Raw genomic sequence first — 19553 nt, forward strand, 5'->3', positions numbered from 1 at the left:
AAAGATTTTTCCTTCTCCTGCCACCACTTAAACATTTTTATATTTTTTATTTTATTTTTTACTTTTCACTTTATAATTTTTTTGTTTTAAACAAACTAAAACAAAAAGAAATAAAACAATACTTTAAGCTTTAAAGATAAAAGAGAAATAACAAAACTCTTTAATCTTAAAATCAAATCTTAAAGTTTTATGACAAAACTCCTTAGTTTAAGTGGTGGTTGGAGAGGGAAAGAGAATGAAATGTATTTATGGGGTTTTATTGAGGGATTGTATCTCTTTTAATTCTTTGAGTGCTTCATTTAAATCTTTATTTTCTATCTTATACTGATAAGATGGGATTTTATAAACTTTGTCATAATATTTCTCAATTAAAATTTGTGCAATTTTTTCAAGAGCTTGTTTTTCCCATAGCTGCAAAATATCATCAAATGTGTTATTGCTAATGTAGGGTTTGATTCTATGCATTGCACAAAAAAAGAAATCTTGAGTGATAGTTTTATAGAGATTTGTAATTCTTTTTATTCTTTGTTCTATGGGTGCATCGATAAAAATAAATATCCCCTTGTGATAATTATCATAGAGCTCTTTTGGGATAATAATATTTCCTAATTTTTTTGATTCTGCTTCGATAATAAGAGGAGAATGGATTTGTTTTTTTGAGAGCTCAAATTCTAAGAGATTTTCAAACATTTTTTGAGTAGGTTGGGTTCCTAATACAAGGGTGGCTAAATCTCCAAAACTAGAACCATAATGATGTGCTAAGTTTTCTAAATCAATGCTTGATTGTGAGTATGCTTGAATTATTTCACTTTTTCCACAGCCAGTAGGACCACAGAGTGTAAGGAAGTGATGGGGGGTTTTTAGATTGCAAAGTACAAGTTGCCGATATCCTTTATATCCCTCTTGGAGTTTATATACTTGTAAATCAAGATTTTTCAATACTTCATAAAGTGCTTGACTTCGTTTTCCACCTCTTGCACAATAGATAAGAATTTTGTTTTTATGTGAAAAAAGCTGAGCTATTTGTTTTTGTGAAGCAATTTTTTCAAGAAGTAGTGCAATATTTTTACAAGCTATGCTTGCGCCAAGAATTTTTGCTTGTAGAGAATCTTGATGATAGAGTGTGCCAATTTGCTTAAATTCATCATCATTTAAAACGGGGAAATTGTATGCTGTAGGGATATGAGAGTGTTGGTATTCGCTAGGGCTTCTTACATCAATGATTACATCAAATCCCCTATAATCATTTGCATAGCGTATCATTTTTGTGCTTCTTGATTTTTAAAAATAAGATACCAGCTTATAGCTTTGGCTTGATTGAGTTTTTCATAGAGCGTTTGAATGTGTGTGATATTAGCTTGCTTTGTGATGAAAATCGGATTTTCATTTGGAGTATAAAGCATATCTTTATTTCCTATGACAAAGTATCCTAAAGCAAGTTTATTAGGGATCTTAAAGTTTGGATTGGTGCTTGCTAGAGGATTTCCAAAACTAGAATATTTGAAATCTTTGTGAGAGATGAGCTCAATAATTGTTGGAGCAATATCAATATGTGCACCAATATTTGTGGTTTTATGTAAGGAGAGTGTAGGGGCGTAGATGATACAAGGGATTTGCTTTGTAATGGCAATATTTGGGTTATTGGGATAGTTTCTATCGTAGTGATCTCCTGTGATAATAAAAAGAGAATCGGGATATTTTTTTGACATTTTTTCAATAAAGTCAATAAGAATTTTGTCATACCAATAGATATGTCCTAATATTTTTGCAGAAATAGGAAGATGATTTGTGTCTATAAAATCTTGTATTTTTTGCAATGGCACACCATATTTTTCCAAAGGAATATCATAGGGTGGGTGGTTTGATGTTGTCATAATCATATTAAAACTTGGAGTATTTGTTGTATTTTCAAAGATAAAGTCAAATAAAACATTATCACTTACTCCCCAAATATTTTTATATGGAGAGGGATAGTCTTTTTGTTTTGCGAAGTTAAGAAGAAAGCTCTCATCAAAAAGTTTATTGAATCCTTGAGAATGGGTAAAAGTATCTAGTTTTTGCCAATTTCCAGATCCTCCATAATAAAAATAAGTTTGATAATGTAGTTTTTTTACAATATTGGCAATAGAGGTTTCAAAACTAGGGATTTTCCCAATAAGTGTGTGTAGTGGAATATCTAGTTGCAATAATCCACTAATTTGAGAATCTAGGCTTTTTGCAGTAGATGGGGCATTTTCTAAAAAATAATCAATAGAGATAGCGTGAGGGTTTTTGATGAGATTTTTTGTAGCACTCATAAGGTTGATATCATCAAACCTTTCTTCAAAATGCCATTTGCTTAAACTTTCTGAGACAATATAAAAAATATGTCTAATTTTAGCAGAAGCAGTATTTTGTGATGATTGTTCAAGGAGTTTGTAAATATCATAAGGGGGATTTGTATTGATATCAAAATATTCTTGTAGTGTTGTATTGATATCTTTTGGGTAAAAATCACTCATAGAAGATTTTGTAATAACTTTGTAGCCTTTATATACAAAGTAGAGTGCTCTAAAGCTATCGGTAGTGATTTTTTTGAGAAATAGATTCTGTGATGGGGTGATTTGCTGATCTAAGGATTTACCTTTGAAACTAAAAGAAGCATTGATAAAAAATGTAAGCAATAAAAGTAAGAAAATTGCTGCAGATATGGTGTTGATAAGATGGTATTTTTTAAAAGTCAAAGTATTGATAAATGCAATGCTTTTTTGATAAAACCATAAAAAGATAAAGACAATTACAAAAGCACAAAGTATTTTTACGCTAATAAAATATTCCCCACTAAGACCTGTTTGTAAGATCGCAATTCTATCATCAAATATAAGTCCTAGAAGATTGCTATTATAAATATCATGATAGATAAGAAAAAATACCATATTGCCTATGTCTAAAATAACAATGATGGCAATAGAAAAGCTTGTAAAGATTTTTAAGCCCCTATCTTTAAAGATAAAACTAAAGATAAGATATAAGATTGTAAAAAGTGCAACGATTCTGTTGTCATATTGCATTCCATTATAAAGGCACAAAATACTATCTAAGAATAAGGAGATATTCCATTGCTCTATATTCATTTCATTATGTAATATCCCAACATAGACAATAAAAATAATTCTTAAAGTAATAAATAAAACCGCAAGAATTAGGGCAAAAATGAGGGTTTTTAAAAGATTTTTTAGAATCATTTTTTGATTTTCTGAAAGCTTTTAATACAAAGTGCAATAAGGGTTGCAATTAAAATTGGCACATCAAAGAAATAATCAAAAATATTATTGACTTCAAAAAGACCTAGGTTGTAGGCAAAAAGGCAAAATAGATACGCCAAAGAGACAATTTTATCAAAGAAAAAAGATATAAAGATAATACTACTAGCAATAAGAATTGTGTAAGTATGGTCAGTATAATAGATATTAAGTGGAATAATATTTAAAAAACAAAGATAGAAAAATAAGTTAGCAAAGGCAATATAAAGATATCCTTTGTAGGAAATAAAAAAGATTTTTTTCTTTTTAAATTGCAAAATCTCTAAGCATAAGAGTGCGCAAAGTATGAGGGTAAAAAAACTAAGATTGCTCGTAATACTATAGGTTAAATCATTAAGACTTAAGTGATGGTAGAAAGGGATATTGCATAAAATGCCAATGAATAGTATGCAAAAATAATAAGCAAATTGCTTTGCTCTTGTATAAGAGAGTAGCAAGAGAGTGATGGTGATATAAGGAAGAGTTAAGAGATAATGCATTATCATGGTTGTTCCTCCAAATAATGAGTGCTTAACATAAGGTGTCTAATAAACTTTCTATCCACTGTATAAGTAATATGCAAGATTCCATTTGAGATAAAAATATAAGGATAACTTACTTCTCCATTTGGAGTATTTGTTTCATCAATATTAAGTAATTTTGTGAATTGATTATCATAATTAAGTTTTGAGATGACAAGTTCACCTCTAGGGAGATTATCAATTCTTGTATTGTGTAGCAAATAGGCTGTATTATTTATGGCAAAGAGATTAAGAGAGTTATCTTCATTTGGAATATTTGCGGATTGTAGTGGTTGGTATTTAAGATTGTTATCACATTTTTGCGTATAAAGAATGGATCTTGCTTTTTTGTGGGCTCTAAAGGCAATAAGACAGTGTGTAGAATCTAGAGCTGTAATACTTGGTTGTAATAATCCAAATGCATTATTTGGCTTTGAGATTTGTAATTTTTTCCCTGTAGTATCAAAAGTAACCATTAGTGCATATTTATTTGCAAGTTCGTGATAAATAGGAAGAATAAATCCTTTATCTTGAAAATCATTAAAAGTTATTCCAAGAGGTGGAGTGCGAACAAGGTTGCTTAGATTGGCAAATGGGCTTAAATGTAATGCTTTTTGAAAACGAAAATAGATATTTTGAGGGTTTGCTACAGAGGTGTAGTGATAAATTTTGCTTGTTGCCCATCCTCCAATACTCACTCCCACTACAAAAAGATGCAAGGTATTATCAAGATGATAAAGCACAGGATTTCCAATTTTGCTTATATATTCTTTGGCATCTTGCATCAATTGTTTTGGATTGAGAATCTCAAAAGCCTCGCTCCATTGATTGTTGTGAAAAATATTTGCATAGATTGCCACATCTTTTGCACCTTCTCTGCTTCCAGCAAAATATGCACTGATAAGATATTCAGAATCAATAGGAGCAATCGTGCTAGAATGGGCAGATTTTACATTTGGAGGTGGAGGAATATCTTGTTTTTTATAAATTCTTTGAGTTGTAAAATCTGCTGTTTTAGCGATAAAATCAAATTGTCTATCAGGGGGAATTTGATAATAAGCAATGCCTGATAGAATGCAAAGGGTAATAAAGAAAAATGAAAAATATTTCATATCCTAGAAAGTCTTTTTCAATAAGTTTTCAATCTTTAAGATAGTGATAAGTTTGTCGTTTTGTTTTCCCACGCCAAGCATCAAATCTGCCTTTTCATTGATAGTTTCTGGGATAGGGTCAATTTCACTTTGTTTTAACCTTAAGGCTTCAGTAAGTCTATCAATCATAAAACCAGCAATCATATCTTCGTGTTTGATGACAAGATAGCAAGTATCTTTATTTGGCTTTATTGCAGGAAGATTAAATTTTCTTCGTAAATCTATAAGAGGAAAGACATTGCCTCTAAGATTAAAAACTCCTAAAACATAATCTGGGGTTTTGGGAACTCGTGTATAGTCTATAGGTTTTACAATTTCAAGAACATTTAAAATAGGCACAGCAAATTCCTCATTACCCACAACAAAACCAATAACTTGTGTTACATCTTCAATTTCTTCTTTTTTTGTTTTTGTGTAGTTTTGTTTTTGGTTATCAAATATTTCTTTTAATCGTTCTTTATTCATCATGAGTTCCTGTATTTTTAAAATTGATATTTCTTTTTACAATGTTGATAAGATAGTCTTGTGTGCATGGTTTGGTGATGTATTCTGTCATACCAGATTCAATGCCTCGCATTCTATCTGTTTTTTCTCCTTTGCTTGTTAGGGCAATGATTGGAAGGTTTCTGAAACGATTGTATTTTCTTACTTCTGAAGCAAAGGTATAGCCATCCATTTTTGGCATTTCTACATCTACTAATATCGCATCAAAACCTTTTTCACTATTTTTAAGCAACTCTATCCCCTCAAGACCATTATTAGCTTCTATGATTGTAATGCCAAGAGGTTCTAAAAATTTCTTAAATAAGTGCTTATCTGTAGTGCTATCATCAATCATTAAGATTCTATAATCACTTGGAGATTTTTTGATATCAGAGGAGTTTTCTTTTGCGTCATTTACATTAGTTTTGACATCTTTTGCCATTTCCATCATTGCAGGCACATCAACAATAAGAGTAATTTTTCCATCTCCTCTTACTGTGGCACCAGCGATACCAGGAGTTCCTTTGAGGTAATAGCCTAGAGATTTAATAACAATTTCTTCTTGTCCTATGAGATAATCTACAATAATTCCAATTTTTTGTTCAGCTAGTCCTACAATTACAACATAAACTTCATTAGAGTTATCAAATGTTGTTTTGACATCAAAGATGTCTGCAAGACGCACCAAAGAAAGAACTTCATTGCGTAGTCTTAAGACACTTCTTCCATCAATGCTATAAATTTCATTAGGATCAATTCTCACTGTTTCTAATACAGAGGATAGAGGGATTGCGTAGTATTCTTCTTGAATTGCTACAAGTAATGCTTGAATAATAGCTAGTGTAAGAGGGATTTTTAGCTTTAAGGTTGTGCCAACATTTTTTTCAGATTCTATTTCTATGATTCCATTAAGTTTTTCAATATTGGTTTTTACAACATCCATTCCAACGCCACGACCAGAAATATTTGTAATAGAGCTTGCAGTGGAAAAACCAGGTTTAAAAATCAAAGAATAAGCTTCTTTTTCGCTCATATTTTCAGCTTCAAATTGTGTAATTAGTTGTTTTTCAATAGCTTTTTGCTTAAGATATTGGGCATCAAGTCCTTTTCCATCATCACTAATTTTAATAACAATATGATTCCCCTCATTGTAAGCGCTTAGATTGATATTTCCAGTTTCACTTTTATTAAGGGATTTTCTAGTGGTTATATCTTCGATTCCATGGTCACAAGAATTTCGAATGATATGCACAAGAGGATCTCCAATTTCTTCAACAATAGATTTATCTAGCTCTGTTTCTTCCCCACTAATATTTAGTTCAATATCTTTGCTTAGTTCTCTTGATAAATCTCTAATCATTCTTGGAAATTTGTTAAATACCTTGCTAATTGGAAGCATTCTAGTTTTCATTACAGCAAGTTGCAAATCCGTTGTTACTGTAGAAATAGAAGACACAACTTGATTAAATTCCTCTAGGAAATTTTCCCCATCATAGCGTTGTTCGGCATCACTATAGATTCTTAAAAGTCTATTTTTTCCTAAAACAAGTTCTCCGATAAGATTCATTAGATTATCAAGGCGTTTGACATCAACTCTAACAGTTTGCTCTATGGTTTTTTCTTCTACTGCTTTGGTATTTTTTTGAGGTTTGACATCTGGAGTTTTTGGAGAGGATGTTTGAGGAGTTTTCTTTTGCGCTCTCTTTGCCTTATCAATTTGCTGTCTTTCATTAAGCAATCTTTCTATCTCTGCTTCGACTTCATCACTGCTCATTGCACTATAATCCACATCTTTTGTTTCTTCTTGGGGTTGCTTTGTCTTTTCTGCTTTGGATTTTGTTTTCGTGCTTTTTTTACTATTTTTTTCTTTTGTTGGAGTAAAGGTATTGTTTGAGATATCTTGGAGATTTTGGACACATTCTGTGATATCAATGCTACTATCTATATCACTTTTATTTTTTTGTATAGTTTGCAAAAGTGCTTTCATAAGATCAATAGATTCTAAGACGACATCCATAATGCTAGGAGTAATTACCAATTCCTCTTTTCTGGCTTTATTGAGGACATCTTCCATGTTGTGTGTAAGGTTTGTTAAAATATCAAAACCTAGAAAAGAGCTTGAACCTTTTATGGTGTGAGCTACTCTGAAGATGCGATTTAAAAGCTCTAAATCCTTTGGATTGTGTTCTAATTCTATAAGGTCTTGATCCAATTGCTCTACAAGTTCGGAGGCTTCGATTAGAAAATCTTCTATTATTTCTTGCATTTCATCCATTATTGTGCTCTTCCCTTTCAGTTAGTATTTAATAATTATCTTTCTAATTTTACAATTTTAATCTTTAAATTAGGTTATAAAAATGTTTTTTGCTCATCTGCAAGATTTTTTTATGGCAATAAAATGAAGGAATGGCAAGATAATTTTCCTGATACAATATAGTATGAAAGTGTCCCTCAAGTATATAATCAAAGCTTATATGATTTTTTTTTGAAAAATTGTTGTAGTGATCGATTCTCTTTTTTGAAAAATTTGCATTATTATGCAATGGAATAATTTTTTTTAGCATTATCTTTGCGTGAATTTTTTGATAAATTTTTCCAAAACTCAAAGAATCTATAATCCTTAATAGACTAAGAATTATTGGATTATTTATGGTGTTGATATAAAAAGAATACCACGCAGAAATAAAAATATCCCCGTGTGCAAGTAAAATTTTTTTGTTTTCAAAGCTAAAAAGCGCGGGTTGAAGTTTTCTAGGATAGATTTTTACTTTAGGTAAAAGTGATTGTGGCAGTGCAAAGTCGTGATTCCCTTCAAAATAAAAAACTTCACTTTTTAGGCTTAAATCATTGATTTTTTTTAGCAAGGGTAGATGTTTGTTGAGGCTTGAAGGGATGTGCCCAATTAAAAGATGAAAAATATCTCCCATAAAAAATACTTGCGAAGGAGGATTGAGATTTAATCTTTCTATTAATTCAAAAAACCTTGCATCATTATCATGAAAATGTGCATCTGCTATAAACAATGCACCTTCTTTAATCATAGGTAGGTTTTGCATTTTATCCTATCATGGGTATGCCAAGTGTTTCTTCAAAACCAAACATTAAATTTGCATTTACCACTGCTTGGGAGCTAGCACCTCGCATAAGATTATCAATACTTGTATTGATAAAGAGATCATTTCCGCTACATTTTGCATAAATATCACAAAAGTTTGTTCCTCTGACATTTAATACATCTACACTTTGCGTGCGTATGCGTATAAAAGGTTCGTTTTTATAAAAATCAAAAAGAAGCTCTAGTGGATCTAAAGTTTCTTTAAGAGTAGCAAAGATACTAACAAGCATTCCTTGAGTAAGTGGGGTTAAATGCGGAATAAAATTGATTTTTACTTCTTTGCTTCCAATAAGTTGGCATTTTTCTGCAATTTCTATTTGATGACGATGTGCTAAAGGATTGTAAGCAAAAATATTTTCATTGATAAAGGGGTAGTGTGTATTGGAGCTTAGTTTTTTTCCAGCCCCGCTTACTCCACTTTTTGCATCAATAAAAATGCTTGATTGGATATGTGGAAGAAATGGTAATAGTCCAAGCAATGAGGCTGTTGGATAGCAACCAGGATTTGCGATAAGTCTTGCTTGTTTAATTTTTTCTCTTTGATATTCAACAAGACCATAGACTGCATGCTGTAGATTTTTTTCATCAAGATGTTGGCAATAATTAAGCTCATAGTTTTCTTTGCTTAAGCGATAGTCCGCAGAAAGATCTATGATTTTTATTTGAGAATCAAGCTCAAGTAATTCTTTGCAAAAAAGCATAGATTCTTGATGTGGGAGTGCTAAGAAAAGCAGTTGGATTTTATTTGCAATATCTCTTGGATTTGCTTTATAAATCTTAAGATTACTTACTTTGAGAAGACTAGGGTGTATTGTTTCAATGGATTCTTCACCGCTTGAGTTAGCGATGTATTGTATTTCAAATTTTGGATGTTTGGCAAGAATTTTAAAAAGCTCAAGACCTGTGTAACCACTAATACCAACAATACCTACAGAAATTTTACTCATTTTTTACTCTTATAATTTGGGTTTGTTTGTATAAAGAGTAGAACAAATCTTGTAAAAAAACTTAGTGTTAGCATAATGAAAAGAAATTTAAAAACATATTCACTTTGTAAATGTAGTGTTGCAAATTCTGGGGTCGCTGTGGCTGCAGCTCCTTGAGTCTGTGCCTCAATAATTTTTGGGGTAAAATAAAAACTGAAAAGAAAAATTAATAAGACATTTATAATATTGATTGTTAGGGGAAAAAAACTTGTTTTTTTGGAGAGATTAAAAGCAAGTAATTCATAAACAAGTATCAAGATGGCACTTACATTTAGTAGTGTATTGAGTTTAAGAAAAATTTGTGTCATTAAGATGCCAGAATCATATTGAGTGATGCCAAGATCTGGTAAAAAACTATAAGCATTAAAAACAATCGGTGCGACAAAAATTCCGCAGGTTGCAATAGCGCCAATATTGATACCAATAAGCCATAAATAGGCAATGTGTAAAATAAGTTTCAATCCTATCTTATTCAATGTGATTCCTTAAAATTTTTCTTCGCTTTTGATAATATAATGATACCAAAAAGAGGGAGTAATTATGGAAATATTATTTAGTCCAAGTGAAGGGAAGCTTAAGGATTTTCAGGGTATTGGACAACAGATTGATTTTGCTAAAGGCTTTGCGCTGAGTTTTTCAGAGAGAAGCAAAATTATTATGAAATATTTGGAGCTTTTAGAGAGCGGGGATGATAAGGAGATTTGTAAATTATTTGGAGTAAAAAGTCTTGATAAATATTTGGATGAATTAGCGCTTTGTTCTAGTATTCTAAAATCACCCACTATTCAAGCAATTCGCTTGTATGATGGAGTAGCATATAAGGCATTGGCATTTGATATACTAGATGAAAGAAGCAGGGAGTATATCTTGCAAAATGTATGGATTTTTAGCAATCTTTTTGGAGCCATAAAAGCTTGTGATTTAATCCCATTTTATAAGTTCAATCAGAATTATTCTAATAAATTTTTGGGTATAAAGGCGTTGTATCAGTCTATGCAAGAGGTTTTGGATACATATTTTGAAGATAAAAAGCAAATACTAGATTTAAGAGCAGAGGTGTATGTGAAGGCTTATATGTTGAAGCAGCCTCATTGCGTGATTGAATTCTTAAAGTCTGGAAAAAAGGTAAGTCATTACGCAAAATATTATCGTGGAATTTTTTTACAAGAGATGGCTAAGAATCAAATCTCTAATCTATGTGATATAGAACAATTGGTATTTGAAGATATCTATCTAAAAGATATTGTTTCTAAGGGAGAGCAAACACGATTTATTTATGAGATTAAGATGAAATTTTGATGAGTTGTTGGAGTGTTTCATTAAAATTAAGTAATTCATTTTCATCTTGTTTGATAAAACCTTCCATTGCAGATTTTTTGTCAATTGCTTCATCAAGTTCTGCATCAGATCCTTTTTGATAAGAACCAATGCGTATTAAGATTTCATTTTCTTTGAGTAAGGAATAAAGCCGCCTAAATTTTCTCATAGCATCTTTATGTTGAGGTGTGATAATATCATTACTAACCCTAGAAGCAGAATTTAGAATGTTAATTGGCGGATAGATTCCAAAATCTGTTAATTCCCTGCTTAATACAATATGCCCATCTAAAATGCTTCTACTTTGATCAGCAATTGGGTCGCTTAAATCATCACCTTCTACCAATACAGTGAAAAAAGCAGTAATAGAGCCTTTTCCTTCTTCTTTTCCAGCACGCTCCATAAGTTGAGGTAAAAGAGAAAGCACAGATGGCGGATAGCCTTTGCTAGTGGGTGGCTCTCCTAGTGCCAAGCCAATTTCTCTTTGAGCCATTGCAAAACGCGTAACAGAATCCATGATAAATAAAACATCTCTTCCAGTATTTTTAAAGTATTCAGCAACAGCCATAGCAGAAAAGGCTCCATATTTTCTCATTAGTGCAGAATCATCACTTGTAGCAACAATAAGCACGGTATTTTCAAGATTATTATTAAGATTTTTGTGAATAAATTCAGGAACTTCTCTGCCTCTTTCTCCAATAAGTGCAATAACTTTGATGGGAGCCTGAGTGCCTTTGACTATCATACCCATAAGCGTAGATTTACCAACACCAGATCCAGCAAAGATTCCAAGTTTTTGTCCCTTGCCACAAGTTAGGATTCCATCAATTGCCTTGATACCCACGGGAAAAATTTCATCAATTACTCCTCTTTTCATCGCCTTGATGGGGTGTGAAATTATGGGAGTGGTTTGTGTGGTATGTAATTCTCCTTTATCATCAAGAGGATTGCCAAGAGGATCAAGCACTCTACCAAGCAAGGAATCTCCGACAGGAAACAGCAACCCTTCTTTATCTAAGATAGTTTTATCGCCAACTCGAAACCCTTCTACAAAAGAAAATGGAGTAAAGCCAAATTCTTTATTTTGAATGATAGTCACCATTCCTAGTGCAGTTTCTCCATTGCTTTTAAAAATTTTTACAATATCACCCAAAGAAGGAGCTAAACCACTAGCATAGATAATGGTAGGTGTAATTTTTGTAATAAGGCCATATTTTGGTGAAAGCTGAAAATCATTTTTAAGCTTTGCTTTTAGAGTTTGCAGGGACATTTTAAAAACCTTATAGCAATATTGAGGCATTCTTTTGTTATAATCACAAAATTATACTTAATTTTGTTGAAGGAAAGTTATGAATTTATCTACAAAGAAATTAAATAGTGCAAATGCAATTGCTAATGGAGTGATAGCGACTAAAGATTTAGAGGAGAAATTGACAAAAGTTGCTACAAGATTGAGCAAGACAATTAAAGTGGATGGCTTTAGAAAGGGAAAAGTGCCTTTAAATTTAATCAAGGCTCGCTACAAAGATGCAATTAAGCAAGATGCTCAAAAAGAAGCAGTTCAAGAAATGTTGCAAGAAGCTATTAAAGACTTAAAAATTGAAAGCAAGCAGGTAATAGGGGATCCTATCATTACAAAATTTGATGAAAAGAGTGAGGGGATTGATGTTGAGATAAAAATATCTTTAACACCTGAAATAGATTTAAAACTCGTGGATAAATGTATCCCAAGTGTAAAATTTCCAAAGATTGAGAATAAGGCTATTAAAGAAAGATTAGAGGAAGTTGCAAAGAGGGAAGCACCTCTTGTTGAAGCACCTAAGGATAAAAAACTTGAAAAGAATGATTTTGCAGTTTTTGATTTTGAAGGTTTTATAGATGATAAGCCATTTGATGGCGGAAAAGCAGAGAATTTTGAACTTATGATTGGTAGCAATCAGTTTATTGCAGGTTTTGAGGATTCTATGATTGGAATGAAAGCAGGAGATAACAAAGATATCAAAGTGACATTTCCAAAGGACTATCAGGCTGAGAATCTTGCAGGAAAAGATGCTGTTTTTAAGATCAAGCTTCATGGTATAAAAGTTAAAGATTCAATTAAGATTGATGATGCATTAGCAAAGCGTCTTTTGCCTCAAAAAGAAAATGCAAATCTAGAAGATTTGAATGAGCAAATAAAAAACCAGCTTGAAATAGAAGCTAAGACAAAACTCTATAATGAAGAATTGAAAGAAAAATTAGTGGATAATTTATTTGATACTATTAAATTTGATTTACCAGATTTGATTGTGGAGCAAGAGATGGATATGCTTTTTAGAAATTCTCTTGGCACAATTAGTCCAGATGAGTTAAAACAATTGCAATCAGATGCAAACAAAGCAAAAGAAAAAAGAGAGAGCTTTAGGGCTACTGCTCAAAAGAGCGTAACTATAACATTTATCGTTGATGCATTGGCAAAGAGAGATGGTGTTGTTGTAAGTGATAATGAGGTATTTCAAACTATCTATTATGAAGCAATGATGATGGGGCAAAATCCAAAAGAAGTTGTAGAGTATTATAAAAATAACAATCTTTTACCAGCTATTAAGATGGCAATGATTGAAGATAGAGTTTTGCATAAGCTTTTAGATAGTAAAATTGAACAATCTGAAAAAGTAGTAGAAGAAAAAAAGGAAAGCAAAACAAAAAAAGAGAATAAAAGTACAAAAAAGGATAGTAAATAATGAATTACATTCCTTATGTTATAGAGAGAACAGGTAGGGGTGAGAGAAGTTATGATATTTATTCTCGCCTTTTAAAAGATAGAATTATTCTTTTGAGCGGTGAGATAAATGATATGGTTGCTTCATCAATTGTCGCACAACTTTTGTTTTTAGAGGCTGAAGATTCTGAAAAGGATATTTATCTTTATATCAATTCTCCAGGCGGAGTTATCACAAGTGCATTTAGTATTTTTGATACAATGCATTATATTCGTCCAGATGTAGCTACTATTTGTATTGGGCAAGCAGCTTCTGCTGGTGCTTTTTTGTTGAGCTCTGGAGCTAAGGGGAAGCGTTATTCTCTACCACATTCTCGCATTATGATACATCAGCCTTTAGGTGGTGCACAAGGTCAGGCTACGGATATTGAAATTCAAGCAAATGAGATTTTAAGATTAAAGAAGATTCTAAATGAGATTATGGCAAAAAATACAAATCAAAGTTTAAAGAAAATTACTCAAGATACTGAGAGAGATTTCTTTATGAGTGCTCAAGAAGCATTAAAATATGGTCTAATTGATAAGGTATTGCAAAAAAGTTTGAAGTAAGGATAAAAAAGGAAATATGATGCCAAATAGTAAAGATGACAAGGACGAATTAGATTTTACTAGTAACCCTTATTTTGGGGATATCAATTCTGATATTTTAGATATTCATGAAGAACCAATAGAAGATGTTCAAGAGGAATATGTACAAGGGCAGATTGCAGAAAAAGTAGAAAAGCTCGCAGAAGATACGGTTAGAGAGCTTGCTAATGAGTCTTTGCCACCTTTTCCGGCAAATTATCAAATGTATTTTGAACGGCTTCTTGAGAAAGAAGACGCAATATTAAAACAAAAAATACAAGCTGTAATTGATTTGCAAACAATTAGCGAAGATAGAATAATTGCTTTTGAGAGAAGTGTAAAGGATAGCTTTAAAAATATCAAAAAAATTTTAGAGCTTGTGGCTGCTTTATATAAAAATATTCAGGTAACTCAGGGAATTTCAGATAAGTATTCCAAGGAACTGGCAAAGATTGATAATAAGCTAGTATTTAATAATACAATGCAGATTTTTTTAAAAGATTTAAGTCAGATGAAAGTGCAAGCAGATGAGCAACTTTTGCAAATTAAATCTATTTATCAAAGCACAGCACAAATGATCAATAATGTCAATAATAATACTATTTATGACCCTAAATTTGGCGTTTATAATAAGCGTTATTTTATCTCTTTGATTGAAAAAGAAAGAGAGCTTATTGGTGAGTTAAAACACGAAACGACAATATTAACTCTAGGTTTAGCAAAAAACATCACAGCAGATTTAAAAGATAGGGCAATGACATTGGTATTGTTAAAGAGTATTGCAAGATTGTTGTTAAAGACCTCAAGAAGAAGTGATATATTGGCATATATTGGTGATGGTATTTTTGCAATGGGATTGAAAAATTCAGATCTATCAAGTGCAAAAAAAGCTGCTGAGAGATTAGCAGAAGCTGCGAAAACAACAAATGTTTTTTCTGATGGCAAGGATATTGTATTGCATATAGCTATTGGTATTTCAAGGGTTATTCCAAGCAAGAGCGCAGAAAATATTCTTCAATCTTCCCTATCAGCACTTAATAGTGCATTGGAAGAGAGTGTTGATTTTAAAGTTTATGCACAAGATGAAATATAATGGCAGTCTTAGAGGTTGTTAGCTATCCTAATCCCTTATTGAAGCAAAAGTCTAAACAAGTTGAGATTTTTGATGAGGATTTGCATCATTTATTGGATGATATGTTTGATACGATGAGAAGTCGCAATGGAGTTGGTCTTGCTGGTGTTCAAGTAGGAGTTTTAAAAAGGGTATTACTTGTAAATATTCCTAGAGAGGATGGAGAACAATATAAGGAAGATTTGTTAGAAATTATCAATCCTGTGGTGTTAAATAAAGAGGGGGATATTTTGTGGAATGAAGGATGTTTGTCAGTTCCAGATTTTTACGAAGAAGTGAAGCGTTATCATCAAATTACTTTAGGCTATCAGGATCGTTTTGGTAATGAAAAAGTTTTGCAAGCAGAAGATTTTTTGGCTGTAGCATTACAGCATGAGATAGATCATTTAGATGGTATTTTATTTGTTGATAGACTTTCAATTTTAAAGCGCAAGAAGTTTCAAAAGGAGCTTAAGAAAAATCAGAAAGGCTAGCTAAATGGTAAGAAAAATTTTTTGTGCTACAAGATTTGGTCTTCATACTAAAATTGTAGAAGTAGAAGTTTCTTTTACAAGAGGTTTGCCTGCTTTTTTGATTTCTGGGCTTGCGACTAATGCAATTCAAGAATCTAAGCAACGCGTGCATTCTGCACTAAGTGCAAATGGGTTTAATTTTCCTCCCTTAAAAATCACAATCAATCTATCTCCGGCAGATTTGCCTAAATATGGAAGCCATTTTGATTTGCCTATAGCACTTTTGATTGCTATGCAAAAACAAGAAAATACACTGCAAAATAATTGGTTTGCTTTTGGAGAATTAGGACTTGATGGGACATTAAAGCATAGTAATGATATTTTTGCACTTGTCTTAGATGTGATGCTCTTTGATTCAAATGCTTGCATTATTTTGCCAAAAGAGAGTGAGCAGTATTTTTCTTTTGTGCCAAACTTGCGTTGTGTCTATGCCAGTAATCTCAAAGAAGCTATGGAGCAAATTTTACAAGATACCCCACCATATCCAAATTCAAAGCAATTAACATTTCCAAGTATAAAGATACGTAATACAGAATATTTTTATTTGCAAGAGTTTAAAAATGATTTTAAAGAAGTTAGAGGTCAGATTGTTGCAAAAAGAGCGGCATTGATTGCAGCTGCTGGGTTTCATAACCTTATTTTGGAGGGAAGTCCAGGATGTGGAAAGAGTATGATTATTAAGCGTTTGCAGGAGATATTACCCCCAATGAGTCTTGAGGAGATTATGCAAAATGCAAGACTAAATGCACTTAATAATCAAGAAATATCTTTCTTACCACTTAGAAATTTTAAATCCCCGCATCAGAGTGCTTCAAAAGCCAGTATTCTTGGTTCAGCTTCAAATAAGGAACCAAAACCAGGTGAAATTGCCTTAGCACATCAGGGAATTTTATTTTTTGATGAACTGCCTTATTTTAAAAAGGAGGTTTTAGAATCCTTAAGGGAGCCTTTGGAAAATAATTGCCTAGTTGTTTCAAGAGTGCATTCAAAAATAACCTATGAAACCTCTTTTTTATTTGCAGGGGCGCAAAATCCTTGTCCTTGTGGGAATCTGCTAAGTCTTATTAAAGAATGCAGATGCTCTGAAAAAGAAATTAAAACTTACAAAAATAAGCTAAGTCAGCCTTTTTTGGATAGGATAGATTTGTTTGTGCAAATGAAGGAAATAGATGAAGATAAAAGCATAGGTATGGATTCAAAGACTATGCAACAGCAAGTTTTTGATGCTTTTATAATGCAGAAGCAAAGAGGGCAGAAAAATTTTAATGCAAAAATGAGTGAAAAAGAATTGGAAAAATTTTGCACTTTAAGTGATGAGATACAAGATTTATTAGCAAGGGCAGTTCAGAGATTTGGTATTTCAGAGAGGTCTGTAAATAAATTAAGAAAAATTGCTAGAACGATTGCAGATTTGGATAAAAGCGAGGTGATTCAAAAATCACATATGCTAGAAGCTCTGAGCTATCGTCGCATTTAGAGAATTATGAAGCCCAATTAGATAATCAAAATATTTTTATCTTTTTAATATTTAGATATTGTTATAAAATTTTGGGTAAAAGATATTTTTATTTTTTGATTACAAGGATTTTTATGAAACAATATTTTGGTATATCTTGGGGGGGGGGGATTTAATACTTCTTTAAATATTTTTTTCTTTTTAAGTAATTATTTTCAAAGAAATCTTAAAATACTAAAAGTGAGATAATAAATGAAAAGAATCTATTTAAAAAATATTGATTGTCCTAGTTGTGCAGAAAAGATAGAAAATGCACTTAAAAATCTTGATAGTGTAAAAAGTGTGCAATTAAATTTTCCATCGGGTTTATTGATACTTGAAGGTAATGATATGGATATAGTATTTAAAACTATAAAAAATATTGAACCTAAAGTAGAGATTTTGCTTCAAGAAGATGATGGAAAATTTTCTCACAAAAAGATTATATTTGTTATTGTAAGTTTTATTCTTGGTTTTATTTTTGAATATTTAAATTTTTCTTTCTTTTGGGTTTTTTTGTTTTTATCCTTAAGCTATATGTTTGCCATAAAGCCTATTATTCTTGGTGCTTTTTCTAGTCTTAAAAATAAGATTTTTTTTGATGAAAATGTTTTGATGTTAAGTGCGAGTTTAGCTGCCTTTTTTCTACAAGCCTATACAGAATCTGTTGCAATCATAGTTTTTTATGCACTAGGAGAGCATTTACAAGCTTTTGCAATCTTTAGATCTAAGAAATCTTTTTATGCCCTTCTTGATGCGATGCCTCATAAAGTTTGCATTTTAGAAAATAATACAAGAGTGATGAAAGAAATCTCTCAAGTCAAGCAAGGTGAGAGGGCATTGTATAGTGCAGGAGATTTGGTTATCTTAGATGGTGAAGTTTTGCAAGGAGAAGGTAGTGTAGATACCCAAGCTATTACTGGGGAGAGTGTGCCTGTTTTTGTTTCTAAGGGTGATAGGGTTTTGAGTGGTAGCGTGGTTTTAGATTTTCATTTGGAGGTGCTTGTTACTGAAACTTATGAAAATAGTTTTATACTCAAAACTAAAAGAATGCTTGAAGATGCATTAAATCAAAAAACAAAAGCGCAAGGTTTTATCACAAAATTTGCTAGATTCTATGCACCAATGATTTTTTTTATTGCTGTGGCTTTGTGTTGTATTCCTGTTTTGTTAGGATATGGGGATTTTAGAGAATGGCTTTATCGCTCTTTGGTTGTTTTAATGGTTTCTTGTCCTTGCGCACTTGTCTTGGCGATTCCTCTAGGATATTTTAGTGCGATTGGCAAGGCTAGTAAAGATGGTATTTTGATAAAAAACGCTCAAATGCTAGAAAAACTCAATGAAATTGATTTGATAGTTTTTGACAAGACAGGAACTCTCACAACAGGGCATTTCAAAATAAAATCTTTAAATGCTCATAGGGCTGTGAGTGAAGAAATGCTTTTAGAATCTGCTTGTATTGCGATGCAAGATTCAAAGCATCTTATCGCCTTAGCTTTTCAGAGAGACAAAAAGATTCCTGTGATACAAAGCAGAGAGTTATCTGGTAGGGGAATGATGGTGCAATTGCAAGAGGAAGTTATTTTGGCAGGGAATGCTAGATTGATGGAAGAGTTTGCAATAAAGTATCAAGAGGAGCAAGAGAGTGGATTGGTGGTGCATATTGCTAGAGATGGAAAATATCTTGGTTATATTTTATTGCAAGAAGAACTTAGAGAAGAGGCAATGCAAACTATCAATTTGCTAAAAAAGATTCAAAAAGAAGTTGTGATTATAAGCGGTGATCGTCTAAAAAATGTCCAAGAAATAGCACAAAAATTGCAATGCAAATACTATGCTCAAGCCTTGCCACAAGATAAATATGAGATTTTAAAATCTTATCAAAAACATCATAGAGTAATGTTTGTAGGTGATGGGATAAATGATGCCCCTGCTTTAGCTCTTGCAGATATTGGGGTTGCTATGGGGGTGAGGGGAAGTGATATTAGCAAGCAAGGTGCTGATATTTTATTATTAAGGGATAATCTCCTAGGCATTTTTAGAATGTTTGAAATTTCAAGAAAAACAAAAAGTATCCTTTGGCAAAATGTATTCTTATCTTTGGGTATTAAAGTAGTTTTTATTATTCTTGGAATTTTTGGAATGGCAAATATTTGGGAGGCTATTTTTGGAGATGTTGGAGTGAGTTTATTGGCATTGTTAAATGCTTTGAGGATTTTTAAAATAAGATAA

The 19553-nt window shown here is 31.9% G+C and carries 17 protein-coding genes; 7 read left to right on the plus strand and 10 right to left on the minus strand.

Annotated elements, in window-relative coordinates; translation table 11 throughout:
• Nucleotides 1–246: 246 nt before the first annotated feature.
• The 9 genes from mnmH to CQA57_RS03350 all read right to left on the minus strand — a co-directional run bounded on the left by mnmH (nt 247) and on the right by CQA57_RS03350 (nt 10013).
• Nucleotides 247–1263, minus strand: a complete 1017-nt coding sequence (gene mnmH / locus CQA57_RS03310; RefSeq protein WP_115578819.1) for a tRNA 2-selenouridine(34) synthase MnmH — start codon at nt 1261–1263, stop codon at nt 247–249.
• On the minus strand, nt 1260–3224 hold the full coding sequence (locus CQA57_RS03315; RefSeq protein ID WP_115578820.1) for an LTA synthase family protein: 1965 nt from the start codon (nt 3222–3224) through the stop codon (nt 1260–1262). The genes mnmH and CQA57_RS03315 overlap by 4 nt, the downstream gene beginning before the upstream one ends.
• Nucleotides 3221–3781: a hypothetical protein gene (locus CQA57_RS03320; RefSeq protein ID WP_147288344.1), complete on the minus strand. Its 561-nt coding sequence runs from the start codon at nt 3779–3781 to the stop codon at nt 3221–3223. Before CQA57_RS03320 ends, CQA57_RS03315 begins: the two co-directional genes overlap by 4 nt.
• 2 nt (nt 3782–3783) lie before the next feature.
• The gene (locus tag CQA57_RS03325; protein ID WP_115578822.1) at nt 3784–4914 is read right to left on the minus strand and encodes a sialidase family protein; all 1131 of its coding nucleotides are present in this window, start codon (nt 4912–4914) and stop codon (nt 3784–3786) included.
• Nucleotides 4915–4917: 3 nt separating this feature from the next.
• Nucleotides 4918–5418, minus strand: coding sequence for a chemotaxis protein CheW (locus CQA57_RS03330; RefSeq protein WP_115578823.1), 501 nt, complete (start codon nt 5416–5418; stop codon nt 4918–4920).
• Nucleotides 5411–7711, minus strand: a complete 2301-nt coding sequence (locus CQA57_RS03335; RefSeq protein WP_115578824.1) for a hybrid sensor histidine kinase/response regulator — start codon at nt 7709–7711, stop codon at nt 5411–5413. The genes CQA57_RS03330 and CQA57_RS03335 overlap by 8 nt, the downstream gene beginning before the upstream one ends.
• A gap of 64 nt (nt 7712–7775) precedes the next feature.
• A complete protein-coding gene (locus CQA57_RS03340) occupies nt 7776–8492 on the minus strand; it encodes a metallophosphoesterase (protein ID WP_115578825.1) in 717 nt (238 codons plus the stop codon).
• Between the two features lies 1 nt (nt 8493).
• A complete protein-coding gene (gene argC / locus CQA57_RS03345; protein WP_115578826.1) occupies nt 8494–9498 on the minus strand; it encodes an N-acetyl-gamma-glutamyl-phosphate reductase in 1005 nt (334 codons plus the stop codon).
• Complete coding sequence (locus CQA57_RS03350; protein ID WP_245941849.1) at nt 9495–10013, minus strand: DUF4149 domain-containing protein; 519 nt, start codon at nt 10011–10013, stop codon at nt 9495–9497. The genes argC and CQA57_RS03350 overlap by 4 nt, the downstream gene beginning before the upstream one ends.
• Nucleotides 10014–10077: 64 nt before the next feature.
• On the opposite strand from CQA57_RS03350, the gene yaaA reads away from it, so the two are divergent.
• Nucleotides 10078–10836: a peroxide stress protein YaaA gene (gene yaaA / locus CQA57_RS03355; protein ID WP_115578827.1), complete on the plus strand. Its 759-nt coding sequence runs from the start codon at nt 10078–10080 to the stop codon at nt 10834–10836.
• Here the strand turns inward: yaaA and fliI are convergent.
• Nucleotides 10820–12124: a flagellar protein export ATPase FliI gene (fliI, locus tag CQA57_RS03360; RefSeq protein ID WP_115578828.1), complete on the minus strand. Its 1305-nt coding sequence runs from the start codon at nt 12122–12124 to the stop codon at nt 10820–10822. The genes yaaA and fliI overlap by 17 nt on opposite strands.
• A gap of 79 nt (nt 12125–12203) precedes the next feature.
• On the opposite strand from fliI, the gene tig reads away from it, so the two are divergent.
• The 6 genes from tig (at nt 12204) to CQA57_RS03390 (ending at nt 19553) form a co-directional block, all read left to right on the plus strand.
• A complete protein-coding gene (gene tig, locus CQA57_RS03365) occupies nt 12204–13577 on the plus strand; it encodes a trigger factor (protein ID WP_115578829.1) in 1374 nt (457 codons plus the stop codon).
• Nucleotides 13577–14164: an ATP-dependent Clp endopeptidase proteolytic subunit ClpP gene (clpP, locus tag CQA57_RS03370; protein WP_211305539.1), complete on the plus strand. Its 588-nt coding sequence runs from the start codon at nt 13577–13579 to the stop codon at nt 14162–14164. The genes tig and clpP overlap by 1 nt, the downstream gene beginning before the upstream one ends.
• Before the next feature lie 19 nt (nt 14165–14183).
• Nucleotides 14184–15275: a diguanylate cyclase gene (locus CQA57_RS03375; protein WP_170126811.1), complete on the plus strand. Its 1092-nt coding sequence runs from the start codon at nt 14184–14186 to the stop codon at nt 15273–15275.
• Entirely contained in the window at nt 15275–15787 is a 513-nt protein-coding gene (def, locus tag CQA57_RS03380) for a peptide deformylase (RefSeq protein WP_115578832.1), read from the plus strand. Before CQA57_RS03375 ends, def begins: the two co-directional genes overlap by 1 nt.
• 4 nt (nt 15788–15791) lie before the next feature.
• Entirely contained in the window at nt 15792–17303 is a 1512-nt protein-coding gene (locus CQA57_RS03385; protein WP_115578833.1) for a YifB family Mg chelatase-like AAA ATPase, read from the plus strand.
• Nucleotides 17304–17534: 231 nt separating this feature from the next.
• Entirely contained in the window at nt 17535–19553 is a 2019-nt protein-coding gene (locus tag CQA57_RS03390) for a heavy metal translocating P-type ATPase (protein ID WP_115578834.1), read from the plus strand.

The organism is Helicobacter anseris (assembly GCF_003364335.1).
GTDB lineage: Bacteria > Campylobacterota > Campylobacteria > Campylobacterales > Helicobacteraceae > Helicobacter_H > Helicobacter_H anseris.

Excerpts from the sequence above, each read along its gene's own strand:
- CQA57_RS03340 (WP_115578825.1), bottom strand. The coding sequence starts at position 8,492 with ATGCAAAACCTACCTATGATTAAAGAAGGTGCATTGTTTATAGCAGAT.
- CQA57_RS03335 (WP_115578824.1), bottom strand. The coding sequence starts at position 7,711 with ATGGATGAAATGCAAGAAATAATAGAAGATTTTCTAATCGAAGCCTCC.
- fliI (WP_115578828.1), bottom strand. The coding sequence starts at position 12,124 with ATGTCCCTGCAAACTCTAAAAGCAAAGCTTAAAAATGATTTTCAGCTT.
- argC (WP_115578826.1), bottom strand. The coding sequence starts at position 9,498 with ATGAGTAAAATTTCTGTAGGTATTGTTGGTATTAGTGGTTACACAGGT.
- CQA57_RS03375 (WP_170126811.1), top strand. The coding sequence starts at position 14,184 with ATGCCAAATAGTAAAGATGACAAGGACGAATTAGATTTTACTAGTAAC.
- yaaA (WP_115578827.1), top strand. The coding sequence starts at position 10,078 with ATGGAAATATTATTTAGTCCAAGTGAAGGGAAGCTTAAGGATTTTCAG.
- CQA57_RS03330 (WP_115578823.1), bottom strand. The coding sequence starts at position 5,418 with ATGAATAAAGAACGATTAAAAGAAATATTTGATAACCAAAAACAAAAC.
- CQA57_RS03390 (WP_115578834.1), top strand. The coding sequence starts at position 17,535 with ATGAAAAGAATCTATTTAAAAAATATTGATTGTCCTAGTTGTGCAGAA.
- tig (WP_115578829.1), top strand. The coding sequence starts at position 12,204 with ATGAATTTATCTACAAAGAAATTAAATAGTGCAAATGCAATTGCTAAT.
- clpP (WP_211305539.1), top strand. The coding sequence starts at position 13,577 with ATGAATTACATTCCTTATGTTATAGAGAGAACAGGTAGGGGTGAGAGA.
- mnmH (WP_115578819.1), bottom strand. The coding sequence starts at position 1,263 with ATGATACGCTATGCAAATGATTATAGGGGATTTGATGTAATCATTGAT.
- CQA57_RS03320 (WP_147288344.1), bottom strand. The coding sequence starts at position 3,781 with ATGCATTATCTCTTAACTCTTCCTTATATCACCATCACTCTCTTGCTA.
- CQA57_RS03385 (WP_115578833.1), top strand. The coding sequence starts at position 15,792 with ATGGTAAGAAAAATTTTTTGTGCTACAAGATTTGGTCTTCATACTAAA.
- CQA57_RS03325 (WP_115578822.1), bottom strand. The coding sequence starts at position 4,914 with ATGAAATATTTTTCATTTTTCTTTATTACCCTTTGCATTCTATCAGGC.
- CQA57_RS03315 (WP_115578820.1), bottom strand. The coding sequence starts at position 3,224 with ATGATTCTAAAAAATCTTTTAAAAACCCTCATTTTTGCCCTAATTCTT.
- def (WP_115578832.1), top strand. The coding sequence starts at position 15,275 with ATGGCAGTCTTAGAGGTTGTTAGCTATCCTAATCCCTTATTGAAGCAA.